This window comes from Microbacterium sp. MPKO10, assembly GCF_026107415.2.
In the GTDB taxonomy this organism is placed as follows: Bacteria; Actinomycetota; Actinomycetes; order Actinomycetales; family Microbacteriaceae; genus Paramicrobacterium.
Genome location: NZ_JAPCHX010000006.1, coordinates 454,792 through 469,271 on the forward strand (window position 1 = coordinate 454,792; position 14,480 = coordinate 469,271).

Sequence of the window (14,480 nt, forward strand, 5' to 3'; positions counted from 1 at the left end):
TGTGTCACAGAGACGAACGGCGGCAGGCCTTGGCCCACCGCCGTTCGTCACGATCTGCGTGTAACTCAGGAGTTGAGAGCAGCCGGAGCGTTCTTGCGGCTGGTCAGCACCTGGTCGATGAGTCCGTATTCCATGGCCTCTTCCGCCGACAGGATCTTGTCGCGGTCGATGTCATTGTGCACTTTCTCTTCGGTCTGCTTGGAGTGACGCGAGAGCGTCTCTTCCAACCAGGTGCGCATCCGCATGATCTCGGCCGCCTGGATCTCGATGTCGGAGGCCTGTCCCTGGCCCGCCTCACCGACTGCTGGCTGGTGGATCAGGATGCGTGCGTTGGGCAGCGCGAGGCGCTTCCCCGGTGTACCTGCCGCAGTGATCACGGCCGCCGCCGACGCAGCCTGCCCGAGGACGACTGTCTGAATGTGCGGGCGAATGTACTGCATCGTGTCGTAGATCGCCGTCATCGCGGTGAAGGAGCCACCCGGTGAGTTGATGTACATGACGATGTCGCGGTCCGGGTCCATGCTCTCGAGAACGAGCAGCTGAGCCATGATGTCGTCAGCTGATGCGTCGTCTACCTGGACGCCGAGAAAGATGATGCGATCTTCGAACAGTTTGGCGTACGGGTCCTGTCGCTTGTAGCCATATGCCGTGCGCTCTTCGAAGCTCGGCAGGATATAGCGCGAGCTCGGCATCTGCAGGGAGCGGCCTGCCGCTTCAAATGTGGGAGTCTGCATTGTTGTCGTCCTCTTCCGCCTACTTCTGAGAGCTGTCTGTTCCGCCGCCGCCTGTGACGTCACTTGCCGACTCACGGATGTGGTCGACGAATCCGTACTCCAGGGCCTGCGTCGCCGTGAACCACCGGTCGCGGTCACCGTCGGCGTTGATCTGCTCGACGGACTTTCCCGTCTGAGATGCGGTGATCTCGGCCAGACGGCGCTTCATGTCGAGAATGAGCTGGGCCTGCGTCTGAACGTCGCTGGCCGTGCCGCCGAATCCACCGTGCGGCTGGTGCAGAAGGACGCGCGCGTTCGGCGTGATGTAGCGCTTGCCCTTCGTTCCGCTGGTCAGCAGGAGCTGACCCATGGATGCTGCCATGCCGATGCCGACCGTGACGATGTCGTTCGGGACGAACTGCATCGTGTCGTAGATCGCCATTCCCGCGGTGATCGAACCGCCGGGCGAGTTGATGTACAGGTAAATGTCGCGCTTCGGGTCCTCTGCCGCAAGCAGGAGGATCTTCGCGCAGATCTCGTTGGCATTCTCATCGCGCACTTCTGACCCCAGCCAGATGATGCGGTCTTTCAGAAGCTGGTCAAAAACACTCTGGGCCACAAGGGGCTCTGCCATGTCGCGCTCCGTTTCGTTATCGCTACAGTACGAATCTAGTAGAGGCGTACACGGAACTCGGGCCGTGTTCGCCGTGGGCAGATCGGCGCCGGCGATAGAAACGGGACCGGGGCCTTTCGGCTCCCGATCCCGTCTGACGCACGATGTCGGCTACTTGGCGTCCTCGTCGGCAGCCGTGTCCTCAGACGCGGTGTCGGTCTCGATGTCAGCCTCGTCGTCTGCCGCAGACTCGTCTTCGGCCGGGGGCAGGAAGCCGGTTAGATCAACGGCAGCGCCCGCCGTGTCGACAACGGTGGCCTTCCCCAGAACCACGGCGATCGCCTTGTTGCGTGCGACCTCTCCGACCATCTGCGGGATCTGCCCGTTCTCGTCGAGAACCTTGATGAACTCTCCCGGCTCCATGCCGTACTGCGACGCGCCCTGGATCAGGTACTGCGTGAGCTCTTCCTGGCTGACCTGAACGCTTTCCTTCTCGACGATTGCGTCGAGAAGGAGCTGGGTGCGGAAGGTCTTCTCGCTGGACTCGCTGACCTCGGCACGGTGTTCGTCGTCCTCAAGGCGGCCTTCGCTCTCCAGGTGACGGTGCACCTCGGCCTCGATCAGGGACTCAGACACCGGGATGTCAGCGGCCTCGAGCAGCAGGTCGACAGCCTTGGTGCGAGCTTCCGTGCCCTGACCGAACGTCTTCTGGCCCTTGACCTGCTCGACGAGGCTCTCGCGAAGCTCGCCGATCGTGTCGAATTCGCTGGCCATCTGTGCAAAGTCATCGTCGGCCTCGGGGAGCTCGCGCTCCTTTACGGCAGAAACCGTGACGGCGACCTCGGCGTCCTCACCCTGGTGCTCGCCACCGAGGAGAGGCGATGAGAACGTCGTGCTCTCGCCCGCCGTGAGCGATTCAACGGCTTCATCCATGCCTTCGAGGAGCTCGCCTGAGCCCACCTCGTATGACACGCCGCTGGCGGAATCAACCTCGTTGCCGTCAATCGTCGCCGTCAAGTCGATCTGAACGAAGTCGCCGGTCTTCGCCGGACGGTCAACAGACACGAGCGTTCCGAAGCGCGTGCGCAGCTCGTCGAGCGCCGCGTCGACGTCAGCGTCCGTCACCTCTGCGGGCTCCACTTCGACGGTAAGACCGTCGTACGCCGGAATCTCGAACTCGGGGCGAACGTCCACCTCGACGGTGACGACGAGGTCGCCCGAGAAGTCCTTGTCGCTCGGCCACTCGGTGACATCGGCCTCGGGGCGGCCGAGCGTCTTGAGGTCTTCTTCCTCAACGGCGGAGCGGTAGAACCCGTCAAGACCGTCGCTCACAGCCTGCTCGATGACCGCGCCTTTGCCGACGCGCTGATCGATGATGGCGGGCGGAACCTTGCCCTTGCGGAAGCCGGGGATCGAGATCTGCTGAGCGATCGCCGAGTAAGCACTGGTGATGCTGGGCTTCAGCTCCTCGGGCGGAACCGAAATGGTGAGCTTCACCCGGGTCGGGTTCAGCTTTTCGACCGTGGTCTTCACGATTATGCGTTCTCCTGTGATTTGGATTCTTACCTCGAACGAGGATGTACGTGGTCGGGGCGACAGGATTTGAACCTGCGACCTCCCGCTCCCAAAGCGGGCGCTCTAGCCAAGCTGAGCTACGCCCCGGCGCAAACGAACCGGATGTGGACCTTCACCAAGGCATAAGCAGGCGAATTGACCTCAAGCAGTCTACTGTACCGTGTCGTGGCCGCATCACAGATTCCGACTGCCGGGATGCTGCCACGCGACGAGTGCCCGTGTACGCAGAGCCCTCAAACGTGTACTACGATGTTCGAGTGCCCACAGGCGCATGGGGATGTAGCTCAATGGTAGAGCCTCAGTCTTCCAAACTGATGGTGCGGGTTCGATTCCCGTCATCCCCTCCACTCGACACGGCTGAGTTCTTCATGACTGAGTCGTGGGTCACCGGATCACATCACAGGCGACGGGAGCAGGCAGTCATGAAGTTTCCGCGGCTCGAAAAGATCTGGACTGTCGCGGGGGTCGCCTGCTTCCTCGTCGGCGGTGTGCTCCTCGGAATCGGGCGATTCGGACCAGGCACGCTGCTCATGATTGCCTGCGTCATCTGCCTGGGCTCGGCCATGGGCGCCCACCGGCGACGGATCCGCCGCACGCAGAAGAACTGACCCGGTTCAGGTGCCGCTGTGCAGTCGCGCGTTACCGACATAGTGCTCGGCGTTCGCCCGGATGGAGGCCACTTCGTCATCCGTGAGCTCGCGTCGCACCTTTGCCGGAACACCCGCGACAAGCGAGCGCGGGGGAATCGTGGTTCCGCCGAGCACAACGGCTCCGCCGGCAATCAGCACGTCGTCTCCGATCGTCGCACCACTCAGCACCACTGCTCCCATTCCGACAAGAACCGAGTTGCCGATCGTGCACCCGTGCACGACGGCGTTGTGCCCGACTGACACGTCATCACCGATCACTGTCGGCGAGCCGGCGTCTGTATGCACGGCGACGCCGTCCTGAAGATTGCTGCGTGCGCCCACCGTGATGGAGTCCGAATCACCGCGCATAACCGCGTTGTACCAGACCCCTGAATCGCGTCCCACCGTCACGTCGCCGATGACCTTCGCACCGGGAGCAACGAACGCGCTGGCGTCGATCATGGGTGAGACGCCGGGCAGGGAGATGATGGATGCTTCATCGATCACTGTCATGGACCCAGCGTAGTTGTTCGGGCGACACTCTGCGATGCCAGCACACGCCGACTCGGCGGGGCGCGGCGTGCATGCATGCCGCGCCCGCCAGCATCCGACATCATGGAACCATGACCAGCACGGACGACGAGGCGACACGTCGCGAACCAGGTGTGAACCGTGCGCTCATCGTCGCGGCGGGCGCAGGGACGATCCTCGCGTCCGCCGGAACCGTCGTGCTCTGTGCACTCGTTATCCCGGCTCTCGGACATCTGCCGCTGAGCATCGTGTTTTTCGTCCTCGCGGCATTTCTCAGCGGGCGTGCCGCATCACGCCGGCACGCGGGACTCGGCGCGGTCATCGCAGGCGCCGCCGTACTCCCACTGATCTACAGCGAGTGGAGCATTCGGCTAGCCAATCTCGCCTTCATCGCCGACGTGCCTCTCGGCGCCTACGTCGGTGTTCTCAATATTCTCGTGATGCTGCTCCTCGCCGCGGCGGTGCGCGCATTCCATGCTCCCGCCTTCATGCCTCTGGCCGTTGTGGCAGCCGCCATCGCCTTGATCGGCATCGGTGCTTCTTTGTTTCCCGCTGCTGCAGTTCTCTCGCGGCTCTGGGCAGGCGTTATTCTCGTCGCCGCTGCCGGGACGGCCTGGCCCTGGCTCGTCGGGTCTCTGCCTGCGCGTATTACTGCGCGGTCCGCTGGTGCCGTGGCGAGTATCGCCGCACTCGTCGTTGCCGCGGCCACGTGGCCATCCGTGCCGTGGGGCACATCAGCGGCATTCGTGCTGACGGCCTCGGTCTTCGCCGTGCACCTGCTGACGTCGCCCGTCGCCGTTGCCGGCGGCGATATCGGCGACCAAGCCGTGCCACAGACGCGCCCTATTCGCATCGTCGTCCCCACCCGAGAACCCGCTCGGGTCCGCGAGCTCGGCGCGTGGAAGACCGCGTCGGCGATCGGTCTTGGACTGGCTCTCGCGGGCGCCGCCGCCGGGCCGGCGACAGTGCTGTCCTCCCTGGCTGCGCAACTCACCACCACGGCTGCCCTCAGCACGCTTCTCTCCGCCGCTCTCGCGATCGCATCCTGGCGGCTGCGCCACAATCGCAGCTCCCCTGGCTTACGTCTGTCTGGGATCGTCCTGCTCCTGATCTGCGCGATCACGGCCATTCCGTCGATCGGCCTCGGTGCGATCGAGCTCTGGGCACGGATCTCAGTTACCAACTTCACCGTTGACGCCCTCGCCCCGCACGAGATCATGTACCCGGAGATCAGCCCGTTTGTGTGGATCACCGCGGCACTGCTCACTGCGGGGACGACCGTCACCCTTCTGTATGCGGGTCAGCTCCGACGGCTCAGCTGGCTGCCGATCGCACTCGGCGCACTGACGCTGCTTGTCGTCCACGCCACAGCGCCGACACTTGCGATCTCCGCTGCCGCCGGCTGCGCGCTCACTCTTGCGGCAACCACGCTGTTCATCGTCCTACGCCCACGACGAGGTCGCCGGACTGTCCTCATCTCGACGGTTCTCATCTCCTCAGCATCCTCGTTCCTCGTCGGGGCGGGCAGCACAGCGGTCTGGCCCGTCACTGCCCTGGTTGCCATCGGGTGCCTCGTCGCGCTGCGCTTCGCTCTGCCCCGGAGAGTTGCACGACCGGACAAACTCGCCATCAGCCCGGTCTTCACGGCTCTCGCCACGCTCTTGGCGATTTTCACGGCACGCTGGATTCCGATCTGGCAACCGTCGCTAGTCGCCGATGCAGCGACCGCGTCGGCGCTGACGACAGTGATCACCGCATCGGCCGTGCTCATCCTCGCCGCACTCACCGCTCACCGCTTTGTCGGCTCTGATGCTGCTGTCGCGTCGACAATCGCCGCACTCACCGCTGTTCTGGGAGTCGCCGCCCTGGCCAGCCAGAACACGCCCGCGAGCCGCCTGCTCTTCGTCATCGCCCTGGCCGGTGTTCTCCTGGCCGAACTCTCCTGGCAGATCTTCCGCGGAGGGCGCCAGAGCGCCGCTCGCTATGTCACAGCTGTGCTCACCCCACCGACTGCTGTGCTCCTGGCCGTTGTCGCCTGGCGACGATTCGGCCCCTCCATCTGGGGAGCGCCAGAGCTGCTTGCTGTTGGCATCGCCGCCGTTCTCGCTGGTCTCGGAATCGTGCTGTTCCGAGGCACACCCGCCCGCAACGGGCAGCCCCGGTCCCATCCGGCACGGCTCGCGTGGGACTCGTCGATTGCCCTGACATCAATCGTCACGGTGCCCGCCGCGCTCACGACAAGCGAGTTCGGGCCGCTGAATCTCATTCTTCTGGGGGTCATTCCCATTTTGTTTTCGTTCGGCGAAGGGTCGATCTGGCGCAGCGGGAGCCGTCGGCGGCATCTGGTCTGGGCGTCGCTCCCACCGCTGGGAGCTGCGATCTGGGTCGCACTCGACGAGCAGAACTCCGGGCGAAGCGAGATCGCGGGGCTCGCGCTCGCCTGCCTGATCTTCGCGGCTCTCGCCATCGTCACGATGCGCCGCCCACGTGCCAGTGCCCCGGTGCCTCCCGGGCGCAACATGCTGACAATCAGCGCACTCGCCGTCGCCCTCGTCCCCGCCGTGACCTCGGGGATCACGGGTTCGATCGCGCACGCGGCCGTCCTCATCATGGCAAGCACTGTGCTCTGCGGTCTCGGTGCGTTCCTTCCATCTCTTGTCCGTGGGATTCATCTCGGCCTCTGGATGTGGTTGGGCGGCCTCATCGCTGTGGCCGTGATGACGAGCGTTCGTTCCTATGCCCTCGTCGACCGCCGCCCGTTCGCCTGGGATGAGCTCGTGGTGTGGTCCGTAGCCGGTGCCGCTTTCACAGCGCTTGCCGGCGTCCTCTGGCTGCGGCGCAACCATCCCCAAACACGTCCCGCCATCGCCGCGATCGCCGTCGCGCCCCTCCTGCTCGCGCTTCCACTCGCCAATGTGTCCGCCATCTTCGCGGTTCCCGGGTGGATGCTCGCGCTCGTCGCCGCCGGCACCACAGGCTTCGTCGCGTATTCTCTCGACACCGCCTCTCGCCGCCGCGACCTGATCGTCTGGACGGCGACGATCGGCGCGGCTTTCCTGGCCGTCGGCACGATCACGGGCGCGCACACTGCTGTCGAGTTCGTCTCTGCACCTGTCGGTTTCGTCGCGATCGCTGTCAACCTGCGGCTGCTCGCGCGCGTGCCCGATGCGTCGTCGATGCGCACGCTCGGCGCACCCCTGGCCGCTCTGGTGCTGCCCAGTCTGCTGCAGTCCCTCTCAGATCCAGCTCCGCCCCGCATCGCCTGGCTCGTGCTCTGCATCGCAGCGATTGCCGCGTTCGGCGTGGTCACCCGGCTGAAGGCGCCGCTCATCGTGGCTGCGGCGGCAGCATCCGTCGTCTTGCTCTCATTCATCGTTCCCGTCGCGCGCACGGTGACGTCGGGGTGGACCGTTGCCGCGGCGCTCCTCGTGCTCACGGCGCTTTCCTCGGCCGTCATTCTCCGCTCACAACTCAGCGTCGCCCGGGCGGTCAGACGTATTGCGCGCATGCGCTGACGATGCAGGGTTGGCTCACCTCATGAAGGTGAGCCATTGCTTCCTTGCGGAATACTCATGGCGAAGTAAAGTTGAATGTATCAAGAGAAGAAGAGGGACGGTATGACTACTTCACAGACTGAGAAACTCACGAACGTCAACCCCGATGTCGCATCGGGCACTGCACAGTTCCTTTCACCGCTGGTCGTCGACCTCGAGGCCCTCGTCGTGAACGGAAAGCAGGCGCACTGGCACCTGCGCGGAAACAACTTCATCGGTGTTCACGAACTGCTTGACACACTTGTCGCTGACGCGCAGGGCTGGGCAGACATGGCAGCGGAGCGCGTCGTCGCTCTGGGGCTTCCTGTCGACTCGCGTCTTGCGACGGTCGCCGCGAAGACGTCGGTTCCTGAGCTGAGCGCCGGATTCCAGCAGTCGGAAGACAGCATCGCCGAGGTCGTCGCAATGCTCGATGCTGTCATCCAGACCGCTCGGACCGCCGTCGACGAACTCGACGAGATCGACCTCAACAGCCAGGACGTGGCGGTTGAGATCGTGCGGGGGCTCGAGAAGGACCGCTGGCTTCTGCTGGCGCACATCGCCAAGTAACACACACATGCGGGGCCGGATGCCGTGGGGCGTCCGGCCCCCGTGCTGTCTGCGCTGTCTGCGTGGCTTAGACCGCGGAGTGCGTCCAGCGTCCGTTCAGCAGCGTGGCTCCCAAAGGCATCGCTCTCAGGTCTTCCGGGCTCGCGGCAAGCGGGTCGCGCTCGAGAATTGCGAGGTCAGCGATGTCCCCGGTGCGCGGAGCCAATCGGCCACCCCGAGTGGATGCTGTCAGCGCATCGCGCACACTGATCGCCTGCTCCGCGTGCCATGGGTCGCGGCCGTCGCGCGAGCGCGTCACCGCCGCCGCAATCGCCACCCACGGATCCAGCGGCGCCACAGGAGCGTCTGACCCGAGTGCGATGCGCACACCAGCATCCACGAAGCTGCGCATCTGAAACGCGCGGTCCGTGCACCCTTCCCAGTACAGGTCGGCGATGTCCCGGTCGTCCATGGCGTGCTCGGGCTGGAGGCTCGCCGTCACACCCAGATCGGCCATGCGGGCGATGTCGCCGTCTCGCATGAGCTGCGCGTGCTCGATCGTTCCCGTCGCTCCCGAAGCCGCGAATCCGTCGAGCGCCAGAGCGTTGGCCCCGTCGCCAATCGCATGGACCGCGCAGGTGATTCCTGACCGTGTGGCCCGCCTCATCAACGCTCCGAGGTCCTCGGGTTGAATGTTCAGGATGCCGTGACCGGCGTCGGACCCTCGGTACGGAGAGTCGCAGAAGGCCGTGCGGGCATTGAGGGAACCGTCGGTGATGAACTTCGCGGGTCCGGTGCTCACGAGCCCGTGCGTATGCGGGATCACGAATCCCGACTGCAGTCTCTCGTCGATTGCGCGCTCTAGATCCTGCGGGTAGATGCCGAATTCCACCCGCAGATGCGTGGACCCGGCCTGCGTCCGGCGCGCCCACACGTCGTGATTCCAGGTCATCTCCAGGTCTGTGATGCCGGTGATGCCCCGGCTCGCCGCGACACGTGCTGCCTCGTCGGCCCACGCATCCGACACTGTCTCCGGGATTTCATCAAGCTGTTTCTGCACGGCGAAGGCGGCATCCTCCGTGAGCAGACCGCTGTGGTCGGACGGATAGCCGAAGCGTCGCAGAGCCGCCGTGTTGAGCCATACGGCGTGGAGGTCACCGGACAGCACGATCACCGGGTTCTCGCCCAAAACGGCGTCAAGCAGCGCCGCTCGCGGACGATCCGGCCAAAGCGCATCGCGGAATCCCACGCCGACGAGCGGCCCCTCAACGTGGTCACCCGCGGCCGCGGTGAGAAGGGCTGCCGTCTCAGCGGCGCTGGTCGCACTCGACACGTCGACGCGTCGACTCGCGATCGACCAGAGAGTGAAATGCACATGGTGATCCCAGAGCCCGGGCATCACATCGCGCCCGTCGAGATCCGTCACCTCCCCCGCGGCCGGCCGAGCGGCGGCCGGGCGGATGTCTGTGATGACAGCATCCGTGATCTCGATGTCGACGGGCTGTCGCGCCCCAATCAGCCGCGCCCGGGTCAACGTCTGCACGATTCCCTGGCCCGGATGGGCGGCCCTCAGCCGAAATGCGGTCACGAATCAGCTCACTTCTGGCAGACGGGGCACCAGTAGAGCTTGCGCGCGCCCATCTCCTCCAGCACGATATTCGTGCCGCATACCCGGCAGGGAAGTCCTTCACGCTTGTACACCCAGTGACGGTCATCACGATTCGCCATCGCGCGCACGTAGTCGTCACCGGTGAGGTCGTCCATGGTCATCATCTGGCCCGTCTCGATGCCGATGCGCAGCAGCCGCACCCAGTCGCGCCAGATTTCGCGCACCGTCTCCTCGGGCACGAGGCGTCCGGGCGTGTGCGGGTCGACCCCGGCACGGAACAGCAGTTCGGCACGGTACACGTTGCCGATGCCGCTCACGACTGACTGGTCCATGAGAAGCAGCCCGATGCGCGTCGGCTTGCGCCGGACGACGGCGGTGAAAGCGTCTTCGGCCTCGCGAGAATCGTCGTGAATCGGATCTGGACCCAGCTTCGCGATCACCGCGTCGATCTCGGCGCCAGAGCGAATCTCGCACGCCGTCGGTCCGCGCAGATCGGCGACCGTGTGCTCTGTGAGCAGACGCAGGCGCACGGCCCCGACCGGAGGAGGGGGGAAGGTCTCCCACTCCACGTCTGTGTCGCCCTTCGTCTGCTCCGACATGCGCACACGCGCCTTGCGCGGTGCGCCGATGCTCGACAGCGAGTTCTCGCCTGCGGAATCCAGAACCTCGAGGGCCACATCCGTGCCGCGCTGGTTCGTTTGCCCCATGCGGCCGTTCGCCGAGGCGATCGTGGAGTCGACAGCGATCTCGCCGGCGAAATCCCACGCTCCGTACATGCCGAGGTGGACGCGCAGCCAGACGTCGTCGCCGAAGTCGGCGAACATCTGTTTGCCCACAGCAACCACGTTCACGAGCTCACGCCGGTCGAGAACGGCGGCGCCCTCGGCGAAACGCCCCTGGGGTGAGGATGCTGTGACGCGCCGCCCCGCGAAATTGCGTGCGAACTGCCGGGCGATGCGATGAACCGAATGGCCCTCGGGCATCAGCGATCGATGTCCTTCCCCGCGATGGACCCGGTCTGCTCGTATTCCGCCAGCTGCCCGATGCGGCGGGCATGGCGCTCCTCGCCGCTGAAAGGATGCGCGATGAAGGCGTCGATGAACGAGAGGACCTCATCGTAGCTGTGTTGACGCGCGCCGATCGAGATCACGTTCGCATCGTTGTGATCGCGCGCCAATTCGGCCGTGGAGAGATTCCAGACGAGTGCGGCCCGCACCCCGTCCACCTTGTTCGCGGCGATCTGCTCACCGTTGCCCGAGCCGCCGAAGACGACGCCGAGCGCATCGCGTCCGTCACGCTGGTCGACAACGACCGCGTGGGCGGCGTTGATGCAGAACGCCGGGTAGTCGTCCTGCGGATCGTATTCCGTCGGTCCGTGGTCGATGACCTCGTGGCCCTTGTCCGTCAGGTAGTCCTGAAGCTTTCGGCTGAATTCGAGGCCGGCGTGATCCGTGGCGATGTGAATGCGCATGTGTCTATCTTGCCCTGTGCTCAGTCGAACTGCGGTCCGACGGTGCGAGAGCGCTTGAGCTCGAAAAAGCCGGGATACGAGGCAGCGGCGACGACGCCATCCCAGAGCGTCACTGCCTCCTCCCCCTTCGGAGCAGGGGAGACGACGGGGCCGAAGAACGCGACGTCACCGATCGCGATCACGGGGGTCCCGACGTCCTGCCCGACGCGGTTGATTCCGTCGAAGTGGGAGGCACGCATGGCCTCGTCATACGCGTCGCTCTCCGCAAAACTCGCGAGAGAGGCGTCGAGTCCGATCTCGGCGAGGGCGTCGGGGATCACAGCATCCGGGTCTGTTTGTCCCCCGGGATGAATGCGTGTTCCCAATGCGTCATAGAGAGGCTTCACGTACTCCTGACCATGACGCTGCTCGACAGCCGCGACCAAACGGGTGTACTTCAGCGCCCGGGGAAAGAACGCGCGGTAGTCGTCAGACACGTCCTGATCCTCGTTGAGCACGGCGAGGCTCATGATGTGCCACGTCACATCAAGATTGCGATGCTTTGCCACCTCATCCACCCATCGGGACGTCATCCAGGCCCATGGGCAGGAGGGGTCGAACCAGAAGTCAACTGCTGTCGGTGTCGATGCGCTCATACCCTCAGCCTAAGACACCCGGGGCGGCAGTACGCTGGATCACTGGACACGATCCACGCCATCGAATAGGAGATTTGAGTGCCAGGAGAAAACCTCACGCGCGACGAGGCGCGTACCCGCAGAACCCTCGTCCAGACGCACAGCTACGCGATCGACCTCGACCTCACAACCGGCCCCGACGTCTTTCGCAGCGTGACGACGATCCGCTTCAGTGCCGAAGCCGGGGCGTCGACATTCGTTGATGCACTCACGGAGACCGTGCATGCCATCACTCTCAACGGCACCGAGCTCGACACCGCGGTCGCAGACGGAGTCCGAATCGCACTCGACGATCTGCAGGCCGACAATGTGCTCGTCGTCGACGCCGACATGCGGTACACAAACACCGGCGAAGGCCTCCACCGCTTTGTCGACCCGGTTGACGGTGAAGTTTACCTGTACAGCCAATTCGAGGTTCCAGACTCACGCCGGGTGTTCGCTGTTTTCGAGCAGCCCGATCTCAAGGCCACCTTCCAATTCACGGTGACGGCTCCGGCCGCGTGGCAGGTTGTGTCGAACTCGCCGACGCCCGAGCCCTGTGATGCCGGCGACGGTGCTGCTCGGTGGGAGTTCGCACCCACTCCCCCGATCTCCAGCTACATCACGGCGATCATCGCGGGCCCCTACGAAGTCGAGCGCAGCACGCTCACGAGCCGCGACGGTCGAACGATCCCGCTCGGCGTCTTCGCGCGCAAGAGTCTCTTCGAGCACCTCGACGCCGACTACATCTTTGAGAAGACCCGGCAGGGCTTCGCCTTCTACGAAGAGAAGTTCGACCGGGCCTACCCCTTCGAGAAGTACGATCAGCTCTTCGTCCCCGAATTCAACGCCGGGGCCATGGAGAACGCGGGGGCCGTGACGTTCCTCGAGAGCTACGTGTTCCGCTCGAAGGTGACCGACGCCATCAAGGAGCGACGCGTCGTCACCATCCTGCACGAACTCGCGCACATGTGGTTCGGCGATCTCGTCACGATGAAGTGGTGGAACGATCTGTGGCTGAACGAGTCGTTTGCCGAATGGGCGTCGACGATCGCGACAGCGCAGGCCACGGAGTGGACCGAAGCGTGGACGACCTTCCAGGCGATGGAGAAGAGCTGGGCCTACAAACAGGATCAGCTGCCGTCAACACACCCTGTCGTCGCGACGATCACCGATCTCGAAGACGTGCAAGTGAACTTCGACGGCATCACCTATGCCAAGGGCGGCTCGGTGTTGAAGCAGCTCGTCGCCTGGGTCGGCGAAGAGGCATTCTTCGCCGGAGTTGCAGCGTATTTCGCGAAGCACGAGTATTCGAACACCGAGCTGACCGACCTGCTGGTGGAGTTGGAGGCGACAAGCGGACGTGACCTGTCCGAGTGGTCGCAGAAGTGGCTGGAGACGGCCGGTGTCAACACGCTCTCACCGGATATCACGGTGGATGATGACGGCACGATCACGGGCTTCGCAATTCGACAGACAGCTCCGGAGGACTACCAGACCCTGCGGCCGCACCGGCTCGCCGTCGGCTTCTACACCGTGCGCGATGGTGCCCTCGTGCGTACGGAGCGCTTCGAACTCGACATCGACGGAGCACGCACCGAGGTGCCTGAAATCGTCGGGCGTCGCCGCCCCGACCTGATCCTTCTCAACGACGATGACCTCGCCTACGCGAAGATCCGCCTTGACGAAGCGTCCCTCGCCGTCGCTATCGAACGTTTGTCGACGATCGAGAGCCCGCTCGCGCGAGCGCTCGTCTGGGGCGCGGCATGGGACGCCACACGGGATGCTGAAACGACCGCGTCCTCGTATGTCGATCTGGTCCTGGGCAACATCGCCGCCGAGACAGAGTCAACGACCATCCGGACGACACTCAGTCAACTCGTTCTCGCTGCGCGACAGTACGTTGCACCCGGCCGCCGCGCCAGCACCATCGAACGGGTCGCTGACGGACTCTGGGAGCTCGCCCGCGGTGCCGTGCCCGGCAGCGACGCGCAGTTCCAGTTCGTGAAGGTCTTCGCCACGGCAGCCACGACGTCCGAACAGTTCGACATCATCGACGGGCTGCGACAGGGGTCAACGGCGCTCGACGGGCTCACGATCGACACCGACCTCGACTGGGAGCTGCTCATCGCGCTCGCTGCCGGCGGGCGCGCAGATGACGCTGCCATTGACGCTGCCCTCGAGCACGACAACACGGCGTCGGGCCAGCAGTTCGCCGCCCAGGCACGCGCATCCCGTCCGGGTAGCGACGACAAGCGGGCCGCGTGGACCCGCATTATCGACGATGAGTCACTCCCCAACACGATCGTGGCGCACACGGCCCTCGGATTCCGACGTGCACTCGACCCGAGCGTTCTCGACGAGTTCGTCGACAGCTACTTCGACGTGCTGATCGATGTGTGGAACACCCGCACCTACAAGATCGCCGAGTATGTCGCCGAAGGACTGTACCCGGCATCTCTCGCCAACGAGCGGCTGCGTGACGCGACAGCATCCTGGCTCGACACTCATGCAGAACCCGTCGCGCTTCGTCGCCTCGTCGTCGAGAACCTCGCGGGTGTCGAACGAGCTCTCGCCGCGCAAGCCCGCGACGCTGGCTGACGA

The 14,480-nt window shown here is 64.7% G+C and carries 12 protein-coding genes and 2 tRNA genes; 5 read left to right on the plus strand and 9 right to left on the minus strand.

All coding sequences use genetic code 11. The features are described from left to right. Positions 1 to 65 precede the first annotated feature (65 nt). The 4 genes from OK352_RS15750 to OK352_RS15765 form a co-directional block, all read right to left on the minus strand. Complete coding sequence (locus OK352_RS15750) at positions 66 to 734, minus strand: ATP-dependent Clp protease proteolytic subunit (RefSeq protein WP_265142452.1); 669 nt, start codon at positions 732 to 734, stop codon at positions 66 to 68. Between the two features lie 19 nt (positions 735 to 753). Then, a complete protein-coding gene (locus OK352_RS15755) occupies positions 754 to 1,347 on the minus strand; it encodes an ATP-dependent Clp protease proteolytic subunit (protein ID WP_265142453.1) in 594 nt (197 codons plus the stop codon). Between the two features lie 150 nt (positions 1,348 to 1,497). Next, positions 1,498 to 2,859, minus strand: coding sequence for a trigger factor (gene tig, locus OK352_RS15760; protein ID WP_265142454.1), 1,362 nt, complete (start codon positions 2,857 to 2,859; stop codon positions 1,498 to 1,500). 51 nt (positions 2,860 to 2,910) lie between these two features. Then, positions 2,911 to 2,988 (minus strand) — tRNA-Pro (locus OK352_RS15765). A 186-nt stretch (positions 2,989 to 3,174) separates the two neighbouring features. Between OK352_RS15765 and OK352_RS15770 the strand changes: the two genes are divergently transcribed. Both OK352_RS15770 and OK352_RS15775 read left to right on the plus strand, forming a co-directional pair. Further along, positions 3,175 to 3,248, plus strand: a tRNA-Gly gene (locus tag OK352_RS15770). Between the two features lie 75 nt (positions 3,249 to 3,323). Next, positions 3,324 to 3,509, plus strand: coding sequence for a hypothetical protein (locus tag OK352_RS15775; RefSeq protein WP_265142455.1), 186 nt, complete (start codon positions 3,324 to 3,326; stop codon positions 3,507 to 3,509). A gap of 6 nt (positions 3,510 to 3,515) precedes the next feature. On the opposite strand, the gene OK352_RS15780 is transcribed toward OK352_RS15775, so the two are convergent. Next, a complete protein-coding gene (locus OK352_RS15780; protein ID WP_265142456.1) occupies positions 3,516 to 4,043 on the minus strand; it encodes a gamma carbonic anhydrase family protein in 528 nt (175 codons plus the stop codon). Positions 4,044 to 4,153: 110 nt separating this feature from the next. On the opposite strand from OK352_RS15780, the gene OK352_RS15785 reads away from it, so the two are divergent. Next, entirely contained in the window at positions 4,154 to 7,576 is a 3,423-nt protein-coding gene (locus OK352_RS15785; protein ID WP_265142457.1) for an SCO7613 C-terminal domain-containing membrane protein, read from the plus strand. Between the two features lie 102 nt (positions 7,577 to 7,678). Further along, complete coding sequence (locus tag OK352_RS15790) at positions 7,679 to 8,164, plus strand: Dps family protein (protein ID WP_265142458.1); 486 nt, start codon at positions 7,679 to 7,681, stop codon at positions 8,162 to 8,164. A 67-nt stretch (positions 8,165 to 8,231) separates the two neighbouring features. On the opposite strand, the gene OK352_RS15795 is transcribed toward OK352_RS15790, so the two are convergent. Genes OK352_RS15795 through OK352_RS15810 form a run of 4 tightly spaced genes read right to left on the minus strand, consistent with a single transcriptional unit; the run spans position 8,232 to position 11,858 of the window. After that, entirely contained in the window at positions 8,232 to 9,731 is a 1,500-nt protein-coding gene (locus tag OK352_RS15795; protein ID WP_265142459.1) for an amidohydrolase, read from the minus strand. 8 nt (positions 9,732 to 9,739) lie between these two features. Next, positions 9,740 to 10,735, minus strand: a complete 996-nt coding sequence (locus tag OK352_RS15800; protein WP_265142460.1) for an Fpg/Nei family DNA glycosylase — start codon at positions 10,733 to 10,735, stop codon at positions 9,740 to 9,742. Next, positions 10,735 to 11,223 carry a ribose-5-phosphate isomerase gene (locus OK352_RS15805; protein WP_265142461.1) on the minus strand — a complete coding sequence of 163 codons (489 nt, stop codon included), beginning with the start codon at positions 11,221 to 11,223 and terminating at the stop codon, positions 10,735 to 10,737. The genes OK352_RS15800 and OK352_RS15805 overlap by 1 nt, the downstream gene beginning before the upstream one ends. Positions 11,224 to 11,243: 20 nt before the next feature. Then, positions 11,244 to 11,858 (minus strand): mycothiol-dependent nitroreductase Rv2466c family protein, encoded by a 615-nt coding sequence (locus OK352_RS15810; protein ID WP_265142462.1) that lies wholly within the window; start codon positions 11,856 to 11,858, stop codon positions 11,244 to 11,246. A gap of 78 nt (positions 11,859 to 11,936) precedes the next feature. On the opposite strand from OK352_RS15810, the gene pepN reads away from it, so the two are divergent. Continuing rightward, positions 11,937 to 14,477 (plus strand): aminopeptidase N, encoded by a 2,541-nt coding sequence (pepN, locus tag OK352_RS15815; protein ID WP_265142463.1) that lies wholly within the window; start codon positions 11,937 to 11,939, stop codon positions 14,475 to 14,477. The last annotated feature ends 3 nt before the right edge of the window (positions 14,478 to 14,480 follow it).

What these genes read in the sequence shown, in the direction of transcription:
- OK352_RS15775 (WP_265142455.1), top strand. Translation starts at nt 3,324, where the DNA reads ATGAAGTTTCCGCGGCTCGAAAAGATCTGGACTGTCGCGGGGGTCGCC.
- OK352_RS15805 (WP_265142461.1), bottom strand. Translation starts at nt 11,223, where the DNA reads ATGCGCATTCACATCGCCACGGATCACGCCGGCCTCGAATTCAGCCGA.
- OK352_RS15780 (WP_265142456.1), bottom strand. Translation starts at nt 4,043, where the DNA reads ATGACAGTGATCGATGAAGCATCCATCATCTCCCTGCCCGGCGTCTCA.
- OK352_RS15800 (WP_265142460.1), bottom strand. Translation starts at nt 10,735, where the DNA reads ATGCCCGAGGGCCATTCGGTTCATCGCATCGCCCGGCAGTTCGCACGC.
- OK352_RS15750 (WP_265142452.1), bottom strand. Translation starts at nt 734, where the DNA reads ATGCAGACTCCCACATTTGAAGCGGCAGGCCGCTCCCTGCAGATGCCG.
- OK352_RS15790 (WP_265142458.1), top strand. Translation starts at nt 7,679, where the DNA reads ATGACTACTTCACAGACTGAGAAACTCACGAACGTCAACCCCGATGTC.
- OK352_RS15785 (WP_265142457.1), top strand. Translation starts at nt 4,154, where the DNA reads ATGACCAGCACGGACGACGAGGCGACACGTCGCGAACCAGGTGTGAAC.
- OK352_RS15810 (WP_265142462.1), bottom strand. Translation starts at nt 11,858, where the DNA reads ATGAGCGCATCGACACCGACAGCAGTTGACTTCTGGTTCGACCCCTCC.
- OK352_RS15755 (WP_265142453.1), bottom strand. Translation starts at nt 1,347, where the DNA reads ATGGCAGAGCCCCTTGTGGCCCAGAGTGTTTTTGACCAGCTTCTGAAA.